Below are 12570 nucleotides of genomic sequence, written 5' to 3'. Positions count from 1 at the left end.
GTCGTGCATTTCTGTCGTCAGACAATAATGCATAAACGCAACTCTTGAGCGACCCCACTGCCAACCCGCGAAATTAATCTTTTTCTGAAAAACTATTTTATTTCGGATACTTGAAACCATTAAAAGACAGCACCGCGTCTCTGGCACGAACCCTGCTCTATCCAGCAGCAACACCCGATCGCAACGAACCCCGATGGAGCCTTTGCCGCAGCCCATGTGCATCGCTATCACCACCTGGAATGGCCGGGTCGCCCCGGTCTTCGATGTCGCCGGCAGCGCCGAACTGTGCCAGCACAGTCCGGCAGGGCTCAAGCGCCAGATCCTGCCCCTGCCAGCCGGCAACGGTCTGGAAAAGCTGGCGCTGCTCCGCCGACAGGGCGTGCGGTTGCTGATCTGCGGCGCCATTTCCCGGCCACTCTATCAGGCCGCCTGTGCCCAGGGCATTGAGGTGATCCCCTTTGTCGCCGGAGCGCTGGAAGACATTCTGCACGACTGGCAACAGGGCTGCCTGCAGCAACGCGCCCGTACCATGCCGGGCTGCCGTCGGGGGCGCTGCTGCCAGCGACGCGGCCGGACGTTGACCAGCCCCGCAGCAGGCCCGGAGATGCCGGAGCCATGAGCTGGGGGACAAGCACACAGCCCTGCGGATGTTATGGCAACAGCAGCAGGATTAACCCACAGGCTGCCGTTTGAAACCGGCAGCAGAAACAGGAGGACAAGATGCCTCGCGGAGATCGTACAGGACCACAGGGAATGGGCAGCCGCACCGGCCGCGGACTGGGATACTGCAGCGGCAGCAATGCCCCCGGCTATGCCAGCGGTGCCGGCTTCGGTGCCGGCCGCGGCCTTGCGGGCCGTGGCATGCGCCGTGGTGGCTGCGGCCCCGGCTTCGGTGCCGGTTTCGGGCGCGGCTGGACCGCCCTGCCCCCAGCCGGTGATGCGCCCGCCACCGACAACCGGCGCCAGCAGCGCATTGCCCAGTTGGAGGCCGAGCTGGCCGAGCTGCGTTGCCAGAACCGCCAGGGTGACTAAAATTGCCACGGAACCCTGCACGGACCGGGATCGCACACCTTGACACAGCGGTTGTGTCGACCCTGTCCCTGCCATGATCGCTGTCATGACCGTGGCGCCAACGGCGCCACGGTACTTTTTATTGTCTACCTGCCGGGCCGGCCTTTTTGATATGGCCGTGCGGCCCGCTACTCCCCCCGAGGTGACCATGAAGATCGCATTAAGCTCCACCGGCCAGGATCTCGCCGCTCCTGTCGATAGCCGTTTCGGTCGCGCCGCCCGTTTTCTGCTCGTTGATGACAACAGTGGCAAGATGCAAATTGTCGAGAACCAGCAGAACCTTAACGCCGCCCAGGGCGCTGGTGTCCAGGCGGCCCAACTGCTGCTGCGTGCTGGCGTCAATGCCCTGATCACCGGCAACTGCGGCCCCAAGGCCTTTCGTGTCCTGACCAGCGCCGGTGTCAGCGTCTACCACTGTGATGCCAGCCTCAGCGGGGCCGAAGCTCTGCAGGCGCTGCGCGAAGGGCGGCTGCAGCCAGCAGCCCAGGCCAGCGTTGAAGGCCATTGGAGCTAAACCACGATGACCTACGGCTCAACAGCATTCCGCCTCGCCATCGCTTCCGGCAAGGGCGGCACCGGCAAAACGACCCTGGCACTGGCTCTAGCCGAAGCACAGGCGCAGATCGGCCCCGTCACCCTGTGCGATTGCGATGTCGAAGAACCCAATGCGCATCTGTTTCTCACCGGCCGCTCCGGCCCGCCGCAAGCGATCCACCGGGCAGTGCCACGCATCGATGCGCAGCGCTGCGACCGCTGCGGCCGCTGTGTCGACCTCTGCGCCTTCAACGCCCTGGCCGTTGGCGGCGACTGCACGCTGGTGTTCGACGAACTGTGCCACAGCTGCGGTGGCTGCGCCCGGGTCTGCCCAACGGGTGCAATCCATGAAGAAAACAGCCTGATCGGCCATATCCGCCAACTGCGCCGCGATAATTTGCTGCTGATCAGCGGCACCCTGGCCATCGGCCAGGTGATGGCACCGCCACTGATCCGCGCCGTGCTGGCCGACGCGGCAGCGGCCCCCCTGGTACTGGTCGACTGCCCGCCCGGAACCTCCTGCCCGATGATCGCGGCGGTGCGCAGCTGTGATGTCGTCCTGCTGGTTACCGAACCAACCCCCTTCGGCCTGAACGACCTGAAACTGGCCGTGGCCACTGTGAGGTTGTTGGGTCTACCCTGTGCCGTGGTGATCAACCGCGCCGGCAGCGGCAACGATGCGGCCGTGCATCAATACTGCCAGGCCGAGCAGGTTCCCGTCGCCTTGGAGATTCCGGATGACCGACGGATAGCGGAGGGTTATTCCCGTGGCGCAACCCTGCTGCAGACCCGGCCAGAACTGGCTCCAGCCCTGCATCGACTGCTGGCTGACAGCATTCGCCTGGGGAGGAACGCATGAAGGAACTGGTCATCATCAGCGGCAAGGGTGGCACTGGCAAAACCAGCCTGACCGCCGCCCTTTGCCACCTGGCCAAGGATGTGGTATGCGCGGATTGCGATGTTGATGCCGCCGATCTGCACCTGCTGCTTCAACCGCAGATACAACAGGCACAGGATTTCTACAGCGGTAACGAGGCACAGATCCGGCCGCAGGACTGCCGCCACTGCGACCTGTGTGCCCAGTACTGCGCCTTTGAAGCGGTGGTGCGTCCAAGTACAGATCAGCCCAATTACCGTATCGACCCGCTGGCCTGCGAGGGCTGCGGCGTCTGTGTCCACTTCTGCCCGGTCCAGGCCATTGATTTCCCCGAGCGCCTGTGCGGTCAGTGGTTCCAATCCAGCACCGCCTACGGCCCGTTGATCCATGCCCGGCTCGGCATCGGCGCGGAAAATTCAGGCAAGCTGGTTAGTCTGGTGCGACGCCAGGCGCGCGCCCTGGCCACCGAACGCGGCAGTGCCTATCTGCTGATCGACGGACCGCCGGGCATCGGCTGCCCGGTCATCGCCTCGATCAGCGGCGCCGACGCGGTGCTGATCATCACCGAACCAACCCTGTCGGGACGGCACGATTTTCTGCGCGTGGCCGAACTGTGCCGTCATTTCCGCCTGCCGGCCCTGCTGTGCATCAACAAATGGGACATCAATCCGCAGCAATCCCAGCTGTTGCAGCAGGAAGCCGAACGGCTGAACGTGCCCCTGCTGGGACGTTTGCCCTACGACCCGCAGCTGACCCAGGCCCAGCTGCAAGGCCGGCCAGTCACCTGCCTGGAGCCCAGCGCCGCCAGCGCCGCCATTGGCAAGCTGTGGCGCAATCTGCGCCTGAAGCTCGACACCCCCAACCCCCAAACCGGAGTCCCTGCATGATGACCATCGCCATTCCCACCGCCAACGACCTGCTGGCCGCCCATTTCGGCCACTGCGGCCAGTTCACCCTGGTGCAAGTCAACCCTGAAAACCAGACCATCACCGGCCAGCACACCCTCGAAGCCCCGCCGCACGAGCCCGGCCTGCTGCCGCGCTGGCTGGCGGAACAGGGGGTCGATCTGGTGATTGCCGGCGGCATGGGCCAGCGGGCCCAACAGCTGTTTGCCACCAATGGTATTCAGGTGATTGTCGGTGCGCCAGTCGCCGCCCCAGCCACCCTGGTCACCGAGTACCTCGCTGGCGCCCTGCGCAGCGGTATCAATCTGTGCGATCACTGACCATCACGGCAGCAGAAATTCCTTGACAGCCCGCCCGGCACACGGCTACAGTGCGCCGCTACAAAACGTGTCCGCTGGGCGCGTGACTTTGCACATCAGGGAGGTGAAGACGCATGTACGCGGTGATCAAGACCGGAGGAAAACAGTACAAAGTATCCGAAGGCGACACAATCAAGGTAGAAAAACTGGCCGGCGAGGTGGGTTCCACCATCGAGCTCGGCGAAGTCCTCATGGTCGGCGGAGAAGAGGTTAAAATCGGAGCACCTCTATTGCCAGGCGCCAGGGTTTCGGCTCGCATTGTCGAGCAGGGCAAGGACAAAAAGGTTCTTGTGTTTAAATCCAAGCGCCGTCAGGGCTTTCGCAAGACCTATGGACACCGGCAGCCGATAACACGGCTCAGAATCACGGGCATTGAGGCTTAAGGAGGCGAATCATGGCTCACAAGAAAGCAGGCGGCAGTTCCAGAAACGGCCGCGACAGCGTTGGTAAGCGCCTTGGCGTCAAACGGTTCGGGGGTCAGCAGGTTACTGCCGGCTCGATTCTGGTACGTCAGCGTGGCACCACCTTTCACCCCGGCAACAACGTCGGTTGCGGCAAGGATTACACCCTGTTCGCCCTGATCGATGGTGTTGTCTCCTTCGAGCGCAAGGACAAGAAGCGCCAGAAGATCAGCGTCTACGCCAGCTAGACCGCGCAGACAGCACAGCCCCAAAGCCCGAAGTCAGGCATAGGACTTCGGGCTTTTTTGTGTTATGTTGGCGCCCCGGCAGGCTGTGGTGGCGCCTGCCGGCAACGTTTCCGGTTCCATTTCCTCTTTTTCGCGAAAAACCATCCCATGCGCTTTGTCGATGAAGTCAAGATTCTGATCCGCTCCGGCAACGGCGGGCGCGGCTGTCTGTCGTTTCGACGGGAAAAATTCATTCCCCGCGGTGGCCCCGATGGCGGTGATGGCGGCGATGGCGGCAATGTGCTGATCTGCGCCGACAGTCAGTTGAGCACCCTGCTCGACTACCGTTATCAGAGCCAGTACCAGGCCGGCAACGGCCAGCCGGGCAAGGGCAAGAACATGCATGGTGCCAATGGTGAATCCCTTTGTCTGCGGGTGCCGGTGGGTACGTTGGTGTACAACGCCGTCACGGACGAGTTGCTCGCTGATCTGACCGACCCTGACCAGCCGGTACGTCTCGCCTGCGGCGGCCAGGGCGGGCGCGGCAATGCCCGTTTTGCCAGCAGCACCAACCGGGCACCGCGTCACACCCAGCCCGGCCTGCCCGGTGAAGAACTGCGGCTGCGGCTGGAATTGAAACTGCTGGCCGATGTCGGCCTGGTGGGTCTGCCCAATGCCGGCAAATCGACGCTGATTCGCGCCATTTCGGCAGCCCGGCCCAAGGTGGCTGATTATCCATTCACCACCTTGGTACCCAATCTTGGTGTGGTGTCCTACGATGGCCACAAATGCTTTGTTGTCGCCGACATTCCGGGTCTCATCGCCGGTGCCAGCGAGGGTCAGGGGCTGGGAACCCGTTTTCTGCGCCACATCGAGCGCACCGATTTGTTCCTGCATCTGCTTGACCTGAGTCTGGCGGATGACCCCGATCGGCTGCTCGACGATTTCCACCTGATCAACACCGAACTGGGACGCCACGATCCGGCCCTGCTCGAAAAACCCCAGCTGGTGGTACTGACCAAGAACGACATCACCGAGGTGCGGCAACGGGTCCAGGCCGCACGTCTCCAGTTGGAGGCGCTGGGCTACCCGGTTTTCTGCATCTGCGCCCTGACGCGGGAAGGCCTCGACCCGCTGATCCGTGCCATTGCCGACCGCCTTGAACACAGCCGGGAGCTTGCCCCATGCCCCACAACACCACACCCCGCGCAGCCCTGATTGCTACGGTCCGGCGTGTCGTCATCAAGATCGGCAGCGCCGTGCTCTCGGGCGACAGCGGCCTGAATCTCGCTCAGATCGAGAAACTCTCCGCCAATCTGTGGCAACTGCGGCAGCGCGGCTACGATGTGATCGTTGTCTCCTCCGGCGCCGTGGCAGCCGGCAAGAAGGATCTCGGCATCTGCGGCCGGCCCCAGACCATCGCCCTGAAACAGGCCGCCGCCGCCATCGGCCAGAGCCGGCTGATGCGTTTCTACCGCAGCGCCTTCCGCAGCCGTGGCGGCAATGTCGCCCAGATTCTGCTGACACGTGACGACCTGGCTAACCGCCGCCGTTATCTCAACGCCCGCAACACCCTCATGACCCTGCTGGAATACGGCATCGTCCCCATCATCAACGAGAACGATACCGTGGTGGTGGATGAAATCCGCTTTGGCGACAACGACAACCTCTCTTCCATGGTCGCCAGTCTGGTGGAAGCCAATCTGCTGGTGATCCTGTCCGATGTCGACGGTCTGTACGACAGAGACCCCCGGCAACATGCCGAAGCCCGATTGATTCCCGAGGTTGAACGGATCAGTGCCGACATCGAAACCATGGCCGGCAATGCCAGCGGCCAGCTCGGCACCGGCGGCATGGCCAGCAAGCTCAAAGCGGCCAAGCGGGCCACACTGCAGGGCGTCGCCGCCGCCATCATCAATGGTCTTGACCCGGACAATCTGCTGCGCTTTTTCGATGGCGAGGATATCGGCACCTATTTCATTCCGGCCAGCGCCCGCATGACAGCGAAAAAACACTGGATCGCCTTCACCAAAAAACCGCGCGGCAAGCTGTTTGTCGATGCCGGCGCCCACCGCGCCCTGGTCATGGAAGGTAAAAGCCTGCTGCCCTCGGGCATTCGCGGTGTCGAAGGGACTTTCGAGCGCGGAGACTCGGTCAGCCTGTACGACGACAGCGGCAACTTTTTCGCCCGGGGCGTGACCAACTACACCCTGGCCGAACTGCTGCACATCATGGGCAAAAAAACCTCGGAGATCATCGACATTCTCGGCTACAAATACGCCGACGAGGTGATTCACCGTGACAATCTGGTTCTGTCGACGGCCGACGACGACCGACCCCTCGATTAAAATCCACCCCGGTCTCCATCGACGACCGTTTCTATCCATCCGCCGGCTGGCGCCGGCATGCCAAAGGGAGCTTCGCGCCATGTCCACCCCCCTGACCGTCGAGATGCACCAACTGGCCTGCCGGGCCAAGGAAGCAGCCGTCCAGCTGGCCGGCCTGTCCACCACCGACAAGAATCTGCTGCTTGAACGCATGGCTGACGCCCTGCTGCAGGAGCGCGAAACCCTGCAGCGGGAGAACGAAAAGGATCTGGTCAACGCCCGCGCTGCCGGGCTGTCGGCCGCCATGATCGATCGCTTGCTGCTAAGCGAGGAGCGCATTGCCGCCATGGCCGCCGGTCTGCGCGAAGTGGCCGCCCTGCCTGATCCGGTGGGCGAGATCACCGGCATGTGGCGGCGCCCCAATGGCATTCAGGTCGGCCGCATGCGGATCCCCCTGGGGGTTATCGGCATCATCTTCGAATCGCGGCCCAACGTCACCGCTGATGCCGCCGGGTTATGCCTTAAAAGCGGCAACGCCGTCATCCTGCGCGGTGGTTCGGAAGCTATCCATTCCAACCGCGCGATTGGCCAACTGCTATCCCGCCAGCTGACCGACATGGGCCTGCCTGCCGCCGCCCTGCAGGTGGTGGAAACCACCGATCGTGAGGCCATCACCGCCCTGCTGCAGTGCGAGGACCAGATTGATCTGATTATTCCGCGCGGTGGTGAAGGGCTGATCCGTTTCGTCAGCGAGCATTCCCGCATTCCGGTCATCAAGCATTACAAGGGCATCTGCCACACATTTGTCGACGCCGCCGCCGATTTCGACATGGCCAGCCGCATCTGCCTCAACGCCAAGGTCCAGCGCCCCGGCGTCTGCAACGCCATGGAAACCCTGTTGATCCACCAGGACATTGCCGAAACCTTTGTGCCACGCATCGTCCGCGAAATGCACCAGCATGGCGTACTGCTGCGCGGCTGTCCGGTCTGTCAGAGCCTGTCCGACCGCATTGAACCGGCCAGTGATGCCGACTGGGACACCGAATACCTGGATCTGGTCCTGTCACTGAGGGTGGTGGAAAACATCAACGAGGCCATCAACCACATCCGACGGCATGGCTCGCTGCACACCGAGGTCATCGTCACCAACGACTACGCCAACGCCCAGCACTTTGTCCGCGCCGTTAACTCCAGTGTCATCATGGTCAACGCTTCATCGCGTTTTTCCGACGGCAACCAGCTCGGCCTCGGTGCCGAAATCGGCATCTCCACCACCAAGCTTCACGCCTTCGGCCCCATGGGGCTGGAAGACCTGACCACACGCAAGTTCATCGTTTTCGGCGATGGTCAGGTACGCGCCTGAGAGCCATGAAAACCGGCATTTTCGGCGGCACCTTCGATCCGCTGCACAATGGCCATCTGGCCATCGCCAGCCATTTTTATCACCAGTGTGGTCTGGACCGGGTGCTGTTCATCCCGGCGGCCTGGCCGCCGCACAAGCCCGCCGGACCTCTTGCCAGCTTCCCGCAGCGGCTGGCGATGACGGAGCGGGCGACGCGCGGCCAGCGGGCTTTTTTTACCTGTGATATCGAAGGACAGCGACCTGGCCGCAGTTACTCGGTCGACACCCTGAATCAGCTGCGCCAGCACTATCCGACCGATCGCTTTTATTTTCTCATCGGCATGGATTCCCTGCTCGAACTCGACAGCTGGAAAGAGTTCCGGCGCCTGCCGCAGCTGTGCCATCTGGTGGTGGCACAACGGCCCGGCTACAGCGCCATCACTGGACAAACAGAACTGCCCGTTGCACTGCAACCGGACTTCTGCTACGATCCGGCGTTGCCCGGCTTCCGCCACAAGGATGGCAACCTGCTGATTTTTCTTAAAGAAACCGATTGTCCCATTTCATCCACTCAGGTCCGCACCGCCCTGCGGCAGCACCAGCCGGTGGAACAGCTGGTGCCCGCTGTGGTACTGGCCTATATCCGTCAACACCAGCTCTATGGTGCTGACTTTGTGAAGGAATCACATTGAACGCTCTGCAACAAGCCCACTGGTGCGCCCATTACGCCCTGGAGAAAAAGGCGCAGGATGTCTGCATTCTGCATCTGACCCCCCTGTCCTCCCTGACCGACTACCTGATTCTGGCCACCGGCACCTCCGACCGCCATGTCCAGGCCATCGCCGAGTCCATCCGTCTCGACCTCAAACAGCACCACCAGATCAGCCCGCTGGCCATCGAGGGCATGGAGGAAGGACGCTGGGTGCTGCTCGATTACGGTGACTTGATGGTGCATGTCTTTCAGCAGACGGTGCGCAGTTTCTACGATCTGGAAGGGCTCTGGGCCGAAGCCAAACGCATCGAGCCGGCCCCGCCGCAGGCGTGACCTTTCATCTGCTGTGCGTCGGCAAGCTGTCGCTGCCTTTTATCCGCGATGGCGTCGCCGAGTACAGCCGCCGGCTGGAGCGTTATGGCCAGTTACGGACGCTTGAGGTCAAGGAAGAAAAAAGCCGGCCGCGGGGCGAGGACAGTCGTCTCATCCGTGCCGCCGAAGGTCAGCGTCTGCTGGCACAGCTGCCCGCCAGTGCCTGTGCCATCGCCCTTGACGAACAGGGCCAACAGCTGTGTTCGGAAGAGCTGGCGCAACTGCTGCAACAGCGCATGCTGCACGGCTGCAGTGCCCTGCACTTCCTGATTGGCGGCGCCTACGGCCTGTCGGACGCCGTGCGCCAGCGTGCCGATCAGGTACTGAGCCTGTCGCGGCTGACTTGGACCCACCAGATGGCGCGCCTGCTGCTGCTGGAACAGCTCTACCGCGCCATGACCATCATCCGCAACGAGCCCTACCATAACCGGTAATGACCAAAACGACGTTTTATGCTATTTACAAGGATCGGTCGAGTCTTATACAGTTGCCGGAAACCTGCCATTTATTCCCGTCGCATGGGTGCCTTGCCCACAGGAGGATCGCATGACCCTGATGTCCTTTTTGCTGATTGTCATTGTTTTTCTGGCGTTTTTCGTCTTTTTCTCGGGGATCAATCCACAGGAGATGACCATCTTCTTCCTGCCGGAACAGTCGGTCACCTACCCGGTCACGGTGATCGTCATCGGCTGCATCCTGGTGGGTCTGTTCATCGGCTACGGTCTGCATCTGTACGGCGCCCTCAGCTGCCTGCTACGTGGCTGGCTGCGCGGCCGCAATGACAAGCGCAGCAAGGAAGTCGACGAGATCTATCGCGAAGGCGTCGGCCGCTTGCTGTCAGGCGATATCAAAAAAGCACACAGCCTGCTGCAGAAGGCCATCGACAAAGATCCAGGCAAAACCGAGAGTTACATCGCCATGGCCAGCGTAGTCAGCCAGGAGGGCGATCTCGATGGCGCCGTGGTCCTGCTGCGCAAGGCCAAAAGCATCGACGCCCGCAGCCTGGAGGTTCTGTTCAAACTGGCAGCTACCTATGAAAAGCAGGGCCAGGATGACGCCGCCTGCAAGGAATACGAGGACATCCTGGAGCAGGAGAAGGACAACCGCAAGGCCATCCGCAGCCTGCGCAATCTGCACATGAAACACAACCGCTGGCAGCAGGCGCTGGAATTACAGAAGCAGCTGCTCAAGGCCGGCCTCAGCGGCAATCGCATCCAGGAGGAAAAGCAGACCCAGCTGTCAATCCGTTATGAAATCGCCCGGATGGATCTCGAAGCCGGCCAGTTCGATCCGGCGGTGGCCGCGCTGAAACAGCTGATCAAGGAAAATGCCGATTTTGTTGCCGCCCGCGTCACCCTGGGCGATGCCTTTCAGAGCAGGGGCAATGTCAAGGACGCCGCCGACGTCTGGCAGGACGGTTACCGCCGGCTGGGCCGCAGCGTGTTTCTGTCACGGCTGGAAAATCTCTACATCCAGCAGGAAGATCCCCAGTCCCTGCTGGCCTTTTACAGCCAGGCCTTGACGGCCCGCAGCACCGATCTGGTCCTGCGTTTCTTCTACGGCAAACTTTGCCTGCGACTGGAAATGGTCGATGAAGCGCTGGAGCAGATCTACCTGGTGGAAAACTCGGCACCGGACTTTCCGCAGATCCATATTCTGCTGGCCGAAGCCCATCGCCGCCGCGACCGCACCGACGAAGCCATTGAGGAATACCAGAAGGCTCTCGGTGTCGACAACCAGCTCAACCTCGGCTATGTCTGCGACAGTTGCGGTCGTGCATCTCGCGAATGGATGAGTCGTTGCCCGCAGTGCGGTACCTGGGGCAGCTACAGCATCGCCTTCCGCAAGCTGATCCGCGACCGTGAAGTGGTGCCGCCAGCCGCTGCCCCCCACGGAGCCTGATGCCAATGACTTTTGCCGCCCGTCCGATTGTTCTGTGCATCCTTGATGGCTGGGGCCAGCGTCCGCAGCGCGAAGGCAATGCCGTGCTGCAGGCGCATACCCCCTGTCTCGACCAGCTGTTCACGCGCTATCCGCACAGCCTGCTGCAGGCTTCCGGCCTGGCCGTGGGTCTGCCTGAAGGGCAAATGGGCAATTCCGAGGTCGGACATATGAACATCGGCGCCGGCCGGGTGGTCTATCAGGATTTGACCCGTATCAGCAAAAGCATTGCTGATGGCGACTTCTTCTGCAATCCGGTCCTGCTGCAGGCCATGGCAGCTCTGCGCCACAGTGGTGGCAAACTCCATCTGCTCGGCCTGCTGTCGGACGGCGGGGTTCATTCCCACGACAGCCACCTGTATGCCCTGATAGACCTTGCCCGCCAGCAGGGCATCAGCAACATCCAGATCCACGCCATTCTTGATGGCCGCGACACACCACCCCAGAGTGCCGGCCGCTATCTGCAGGCACTGGAGCACCATCTGGCGGGTGGCCCCGGCCGCATCGCCAGCCTCTGTGGCCGCTTTTATGCCATGGATCGTGACCAGCGCTGGGATCGCGTTGAACGTGCCTGGCGAATGCTGGTGGAGGCTGAGGCGCCCTGCCAACCCGCCAGCGCCACAGCCCTGGCGACAGCCTATGCCGCCGGCGAGACCGATGAATTCGTCACCCCCTGCCTGATTGGCACTGCCGATGGCCGCATCACCGACGGCGACGCGGTCATCGTCTTCAACTTCCGCTCTGACCGTGTCCGTGAAATCAGCCGGACATTCTGTGATCCGCATTTCACCGGCTTTGCTCAGCGTTACCGGCCGCAGCTGTGCCGCTATGTCTGTTTCACCGAGTACGACGAAACCCTGCACCTGCCTGTCGCCTTTCCACCGGAAAACTTGCACAACCTGCTGGCCGAGGTTGTCGCCTCAGCGGGCCTGCGACAGCTGCATATCGCTGAAACGGAAAAGTACGCCCATGTAACCTTTTTCTTTAACGGTGGCCGCGAAGAACCCTTCCGTGGTGAAGAACGCATCCTGATCCCTTCCCCCCAGGACGTGACCACCTACGATCAGAAACCACAGATGAGTGCCGCGCAGGTGCGTGACACGGTCTGCGACAAGATCGCCGAAAACTGTTTTGACCTGATCATTCTCAACTTTGCCAACCCGGACATGGTCGGCCATACCGGCAGTCTGCCGGCAGCCATAAAAGCCATGGAAACGGTGGATCGCTGTCTGGCCGACGTGGTTGCGGTCACCCTGCAGCAAGGGGGCGCCCTGCTCATCACGGCCGATCACGGCAACTGCGAGCAGATGATCGATGATCAGGGTCAGCCGCACACCGCCCACACCACCAATCCGGTGGCCCTGCTGTATGTGGCTGGCGACAGTGATGGATACCGCTTGGCCGACGGCAGGCTGGCGGATCTGGCTCCGACCCTGCTGCAGCTGCTGCACCTGCCTCAACCGGCTGAGATGACCGGCCACAGCCTGCTGCAACCCGCCTAG

General features: G+C 62.1%; 16 protein-coding genes. All 16 read left to right on the top strand.

The genetic code is table 11. The annotated features are described in order from the left end of the window. Positions 1–193 precede the first annotated feature (193 nt). The gene (locus BLR80_RS01780; protein WP_092075637.1) at positions 194–619 is read left to right on the top strand and encodes a NifB/NifX family molybdenum-iron cluster-binding protein; all 426 of its coding nucleotides are present in this window, start codon (positions 194–196) and stop codon (positions 617–619) included. 101 nt (positions 620–720) lie between these two features. Beyond that, a complete protein-coding gene (locus BLR80_RS01775; protein ID WP_092075635.1) occupies positions 721–1032 on the top strand; it encodes a DUF5320 domain-containing protein in 312 nt (103 codons plus the stop codon). Positions 1033–1219: 187 nt separating this feature from the next. Continuing rightward, entirely contained in the window at positions 1220–1585 is a 366-nt protein-coding gene (locus tag BLR80_RS01770) for a NifB/NifX family molybdenum-iron cluster-binding protein (RefSeq protein ID WP_092075633.1), read from the top strand. Between the two features lie 6 nt (positions 1586–1591). After that, positions 1592–2464, top strand: coding sequence for a nucleotide-binding protein (locus BLR80_RS01765; protein ID WP_092075631.1), 873 nt, complete (start codon positions 1592–1594; stop codon positions 2462–2464). Then, positions 2461–3369 carry an ATP-binding protein gene (locus tag BLR80_RS01760; RefSeq protein ID WP_092075629.1) on the top strand — a complete coding sequence of 303 codons (909 nt, stop codon included), beginning with the start codon at positions 2461–2463 and terminating at the stop codon, positions 3367–3369. The genes BLR80_RS01765 and BLR80_RS01760 overlap by 4 nt, the downstream gene beginning before the upstream one ends. After that, positions 3366–3707, top strand: a complete 342-nt coding sequence (locus BLR80_RS01755; protein WP_245691292.1) for a NifB/NifX family molybdenum-iron cluster-binding protein — start codon at positions 3366–3368, stop codon at positions 3705–3707. Before BLR80_RS01760 ends, BLR80_RS01755 begins: the two co-directional genes overlap by 4 nt. Before the next feature lie 113 nt (positions 3708–3820). Further along, positions 3821–4129, top strand: coding sequence for a 50S ribosomal protein L21 (rplU, locus tag BLR80_RS01750; protein ID WP_092075627.1), 309 nt, complete (start codon positions 3821–3823; stop codon positions 4127–4129). An 11-nt stretch (positions 4130–4140) separates the two neighbouring features. After that, positions 4141–4395 (top strand): 50S ribosomal protein L27, encoded by a 255-nt coding sequence (gene rpmA / locus BLR80_RS01745; RefSeq protein WP_092075625.1) that lies wholly within the window; start codon positions 4141–4143, stop codon positions 4393–4395. A gap of 147 nt (positions 4396–4542) precedes the next feature. Continuing rightward, positions 4543–5592: a GTPase ObgE gene (gene obgE / locus BLR80_RS01740; RefSeq protein WP_092075623.1), complete on the top strand. Its 1050-nt coding sequence runs from the start codon at positions 4543–4545 to the stop codon at positions 5590–5592. After that, positions 5559–6722 (top strand): glutamate 5-kinase, encoded by a 1164-nt coding sequence (gene proB / locus BLR80_RS01735; protein WP_092075621.1) that lies wholly within the window; start codon positions 5559–5561, stop codon positions 6720–6722. The genes obgE and proB overlap by 34 nt, the downstream gene beginning before the upstream one ends. A 46-nt stretch (positions 6723–6768) precedes the next feature. Further along, a complete protein-coding gene (locus tag BLR80_RS01730) occupies positions 6769–8064 on the top strand; it encodes a glutamate-5-semialdehyde dehydrogenase (protein ID WP_342743340.1) in 1296 nt (431 codons plus the stop codon). Positions 8065–8069: 5 nt separating this feature from the next. After that, positions 8070–8735 (top strand): nicotinate (nicotinamide) nucleotide adenylyltransferase, encoded by a 666-nt coding sequence (nadD, locus tag BLR80_RS01725; protein ID WP_092075617.1) that lies wholly within the window; start codon positions 8070–8072, stop codon positions 8733–8735. Beyond that, a complete protein-coding gene (rsfS, locus tag BLR80_RS01720) occupies positions 8732–9088 on the top strand; it encodes a ribosome silencing factor (protein WP_092075615.1) in 357 nt (118 codons plus the stop codon). The genes nadD and rsfS overlap by 4 nt, the downstream gene beginning before the upstream one ends. Beyond that, positions 9085–9561 (top strand): 23S rRNA (pseudouridine(1915)-N(3))-methyltransferase RlmH, encoded by a 477-nt coding sequence (locus tag BLR80_RS01715; RefSeq protein WP_092075613.1) that lies wholly within the window; start codon positions 9085–9087, stop codon positions 9559–9561. The genes rsfS and BLR80_RS01715 overlap by 4 nt, the downstream gene beginning before the upstream one ends. A gap of 112 nt (positions 9562–9673) precedes the next feature. Further along, complete coding sequence (locus tag BLR80_RS01710) at positions 9674–11029, top strand: tetratricopeptide repeat protein (RefSeq protein WP_092075611.1); 1356 nt, start codon at positions 9674–9676, stop codon at positions 11027–11029. A gap of 5 nt (positions 11030–11034) precedes the next feature. Further along, positions 11035–12570 (top strand): 2,3-bisphosphoglycerate-independent phosphoglycerate mutase, encoded by a 1536-nt coding sequence (gpmI, locus tag BLR80_RS01705; protein ID WP_092075609.1) that lies wholly within the window; start codon positions 11035–11037, stop codon positions 12568–12570.

It is taken from the genome of Desulfuromonas thiophila, assembly GCF_900101955.1.
In the GTDB taxonomy this organism is placed as follows: domain Bacteria; phylum Desulfobacterota; class Desulfuromonadia; order Desulfuromonadales; family Desulfuromonadaceae; genus Pseudodesulfuromonas; species Pseudodesulfuromonas thiophila.
The sequence above is the reverse complement of the archived record's forward strand: the minus strand, read 5'-3'. Positions and strand labels throughout refer to the sequence as shown.

What these genes read in the sequence shown, in the direction of transcription:
- BLR80_RS01780 (WP_092075637.1), top strand. Translation starts at nt 194, where the DNA reads ATGGAGCCTTTGCCGCAGCCCATGTGCATCGCTATCACCACCTGGAAT.
- BLR80_RS01775 (WP_092075635.1), top strand. Translation starts at nt 721, where the DNA reads ATGCCTCGCGGAGATCGTACAGGACCACAGGGAATGGGCAGCCGCACC.
- BLR80_RS01770 (WP_092075633.1), top strand. Translation starts at nt 1,220, where the DNA reads ATGAAGATCGCATTAAGCTCCACCGGCCAGGATCTCGCCGCTCCTGTC.
- BLR80_RS01765 (WP_092075631.1), top strand. Translation starts at nt 1,592, where the DNA reads ATGACCTACGGCTCAACAGCATTCCGCCTCGCCATCGCTTCCGGCAAG.
- BLR80_RS01760 (WP_092075629.1), top strand. Translation starts at nt 2,461, where the DNA reads ATGAAGGAACTGGTCATCATCAGCGGCAAGGGTGGCACTGGCAAAACC.
- BLR80_RS01755 (WP_245691292.1), top strand. Translation starts at nt 3,366, where the DNA reads ATGATGACCATCGCCATTCCCACCGCCAACGACCTGCTGGCCGCCCAT.
- rplU (WP_092075627.1), top strand. Translation starts at nt 3,821, where the DNA reads ATGTACGCGGTGATCAAGACCGGAGGAAAACAGTACAAAGTATCCGAA.
- rpmA (WP_092075625.1), top strand. Translation starts at nt 4,141, where the DNA reads ATGGCTCACAAGAAAGCAGGCGGCAGTTCCAGAAACGGCCGCGACAGC.
- obgE (WP_092075623.1), top strand. Translation starts at nt 4,543, where the DNA reads ATGCGCTTTGTCGATGAAGTCAAGATTCTGATCCGCTCCGGCAACGGC.
- proB (WP_092075621.1), top strand. Translation starts at nt 5,559, where the DNA reads ATGCCCCACAACACCACACCCCGCGCAGCCCTGATTGCTACGGTCCGG.
- nadD (WP_092075617.1), top strand. Translation starts at nt 8,070, where the DNA reads ATGAAAACCGGCATTTTCGGCGGCACCTTCGATCCGCTGCACAATGGC.
- BLR80_RS01710 (WP_092075611.1), top strand. Translation starts at nt 9,674, where the DNA reads ATGACCCTGATGTCCTTTTTGCTGATTGTCATTGTTTTTCTGGCGTTT.
- gpmI (WP_092075609.1), top strand. Translation starts at nt 11,035, where the DNA reads ATGACTTTTGCCGCCCGTCCGATTGTTCTGTGCATCCTTGATGGCTGG.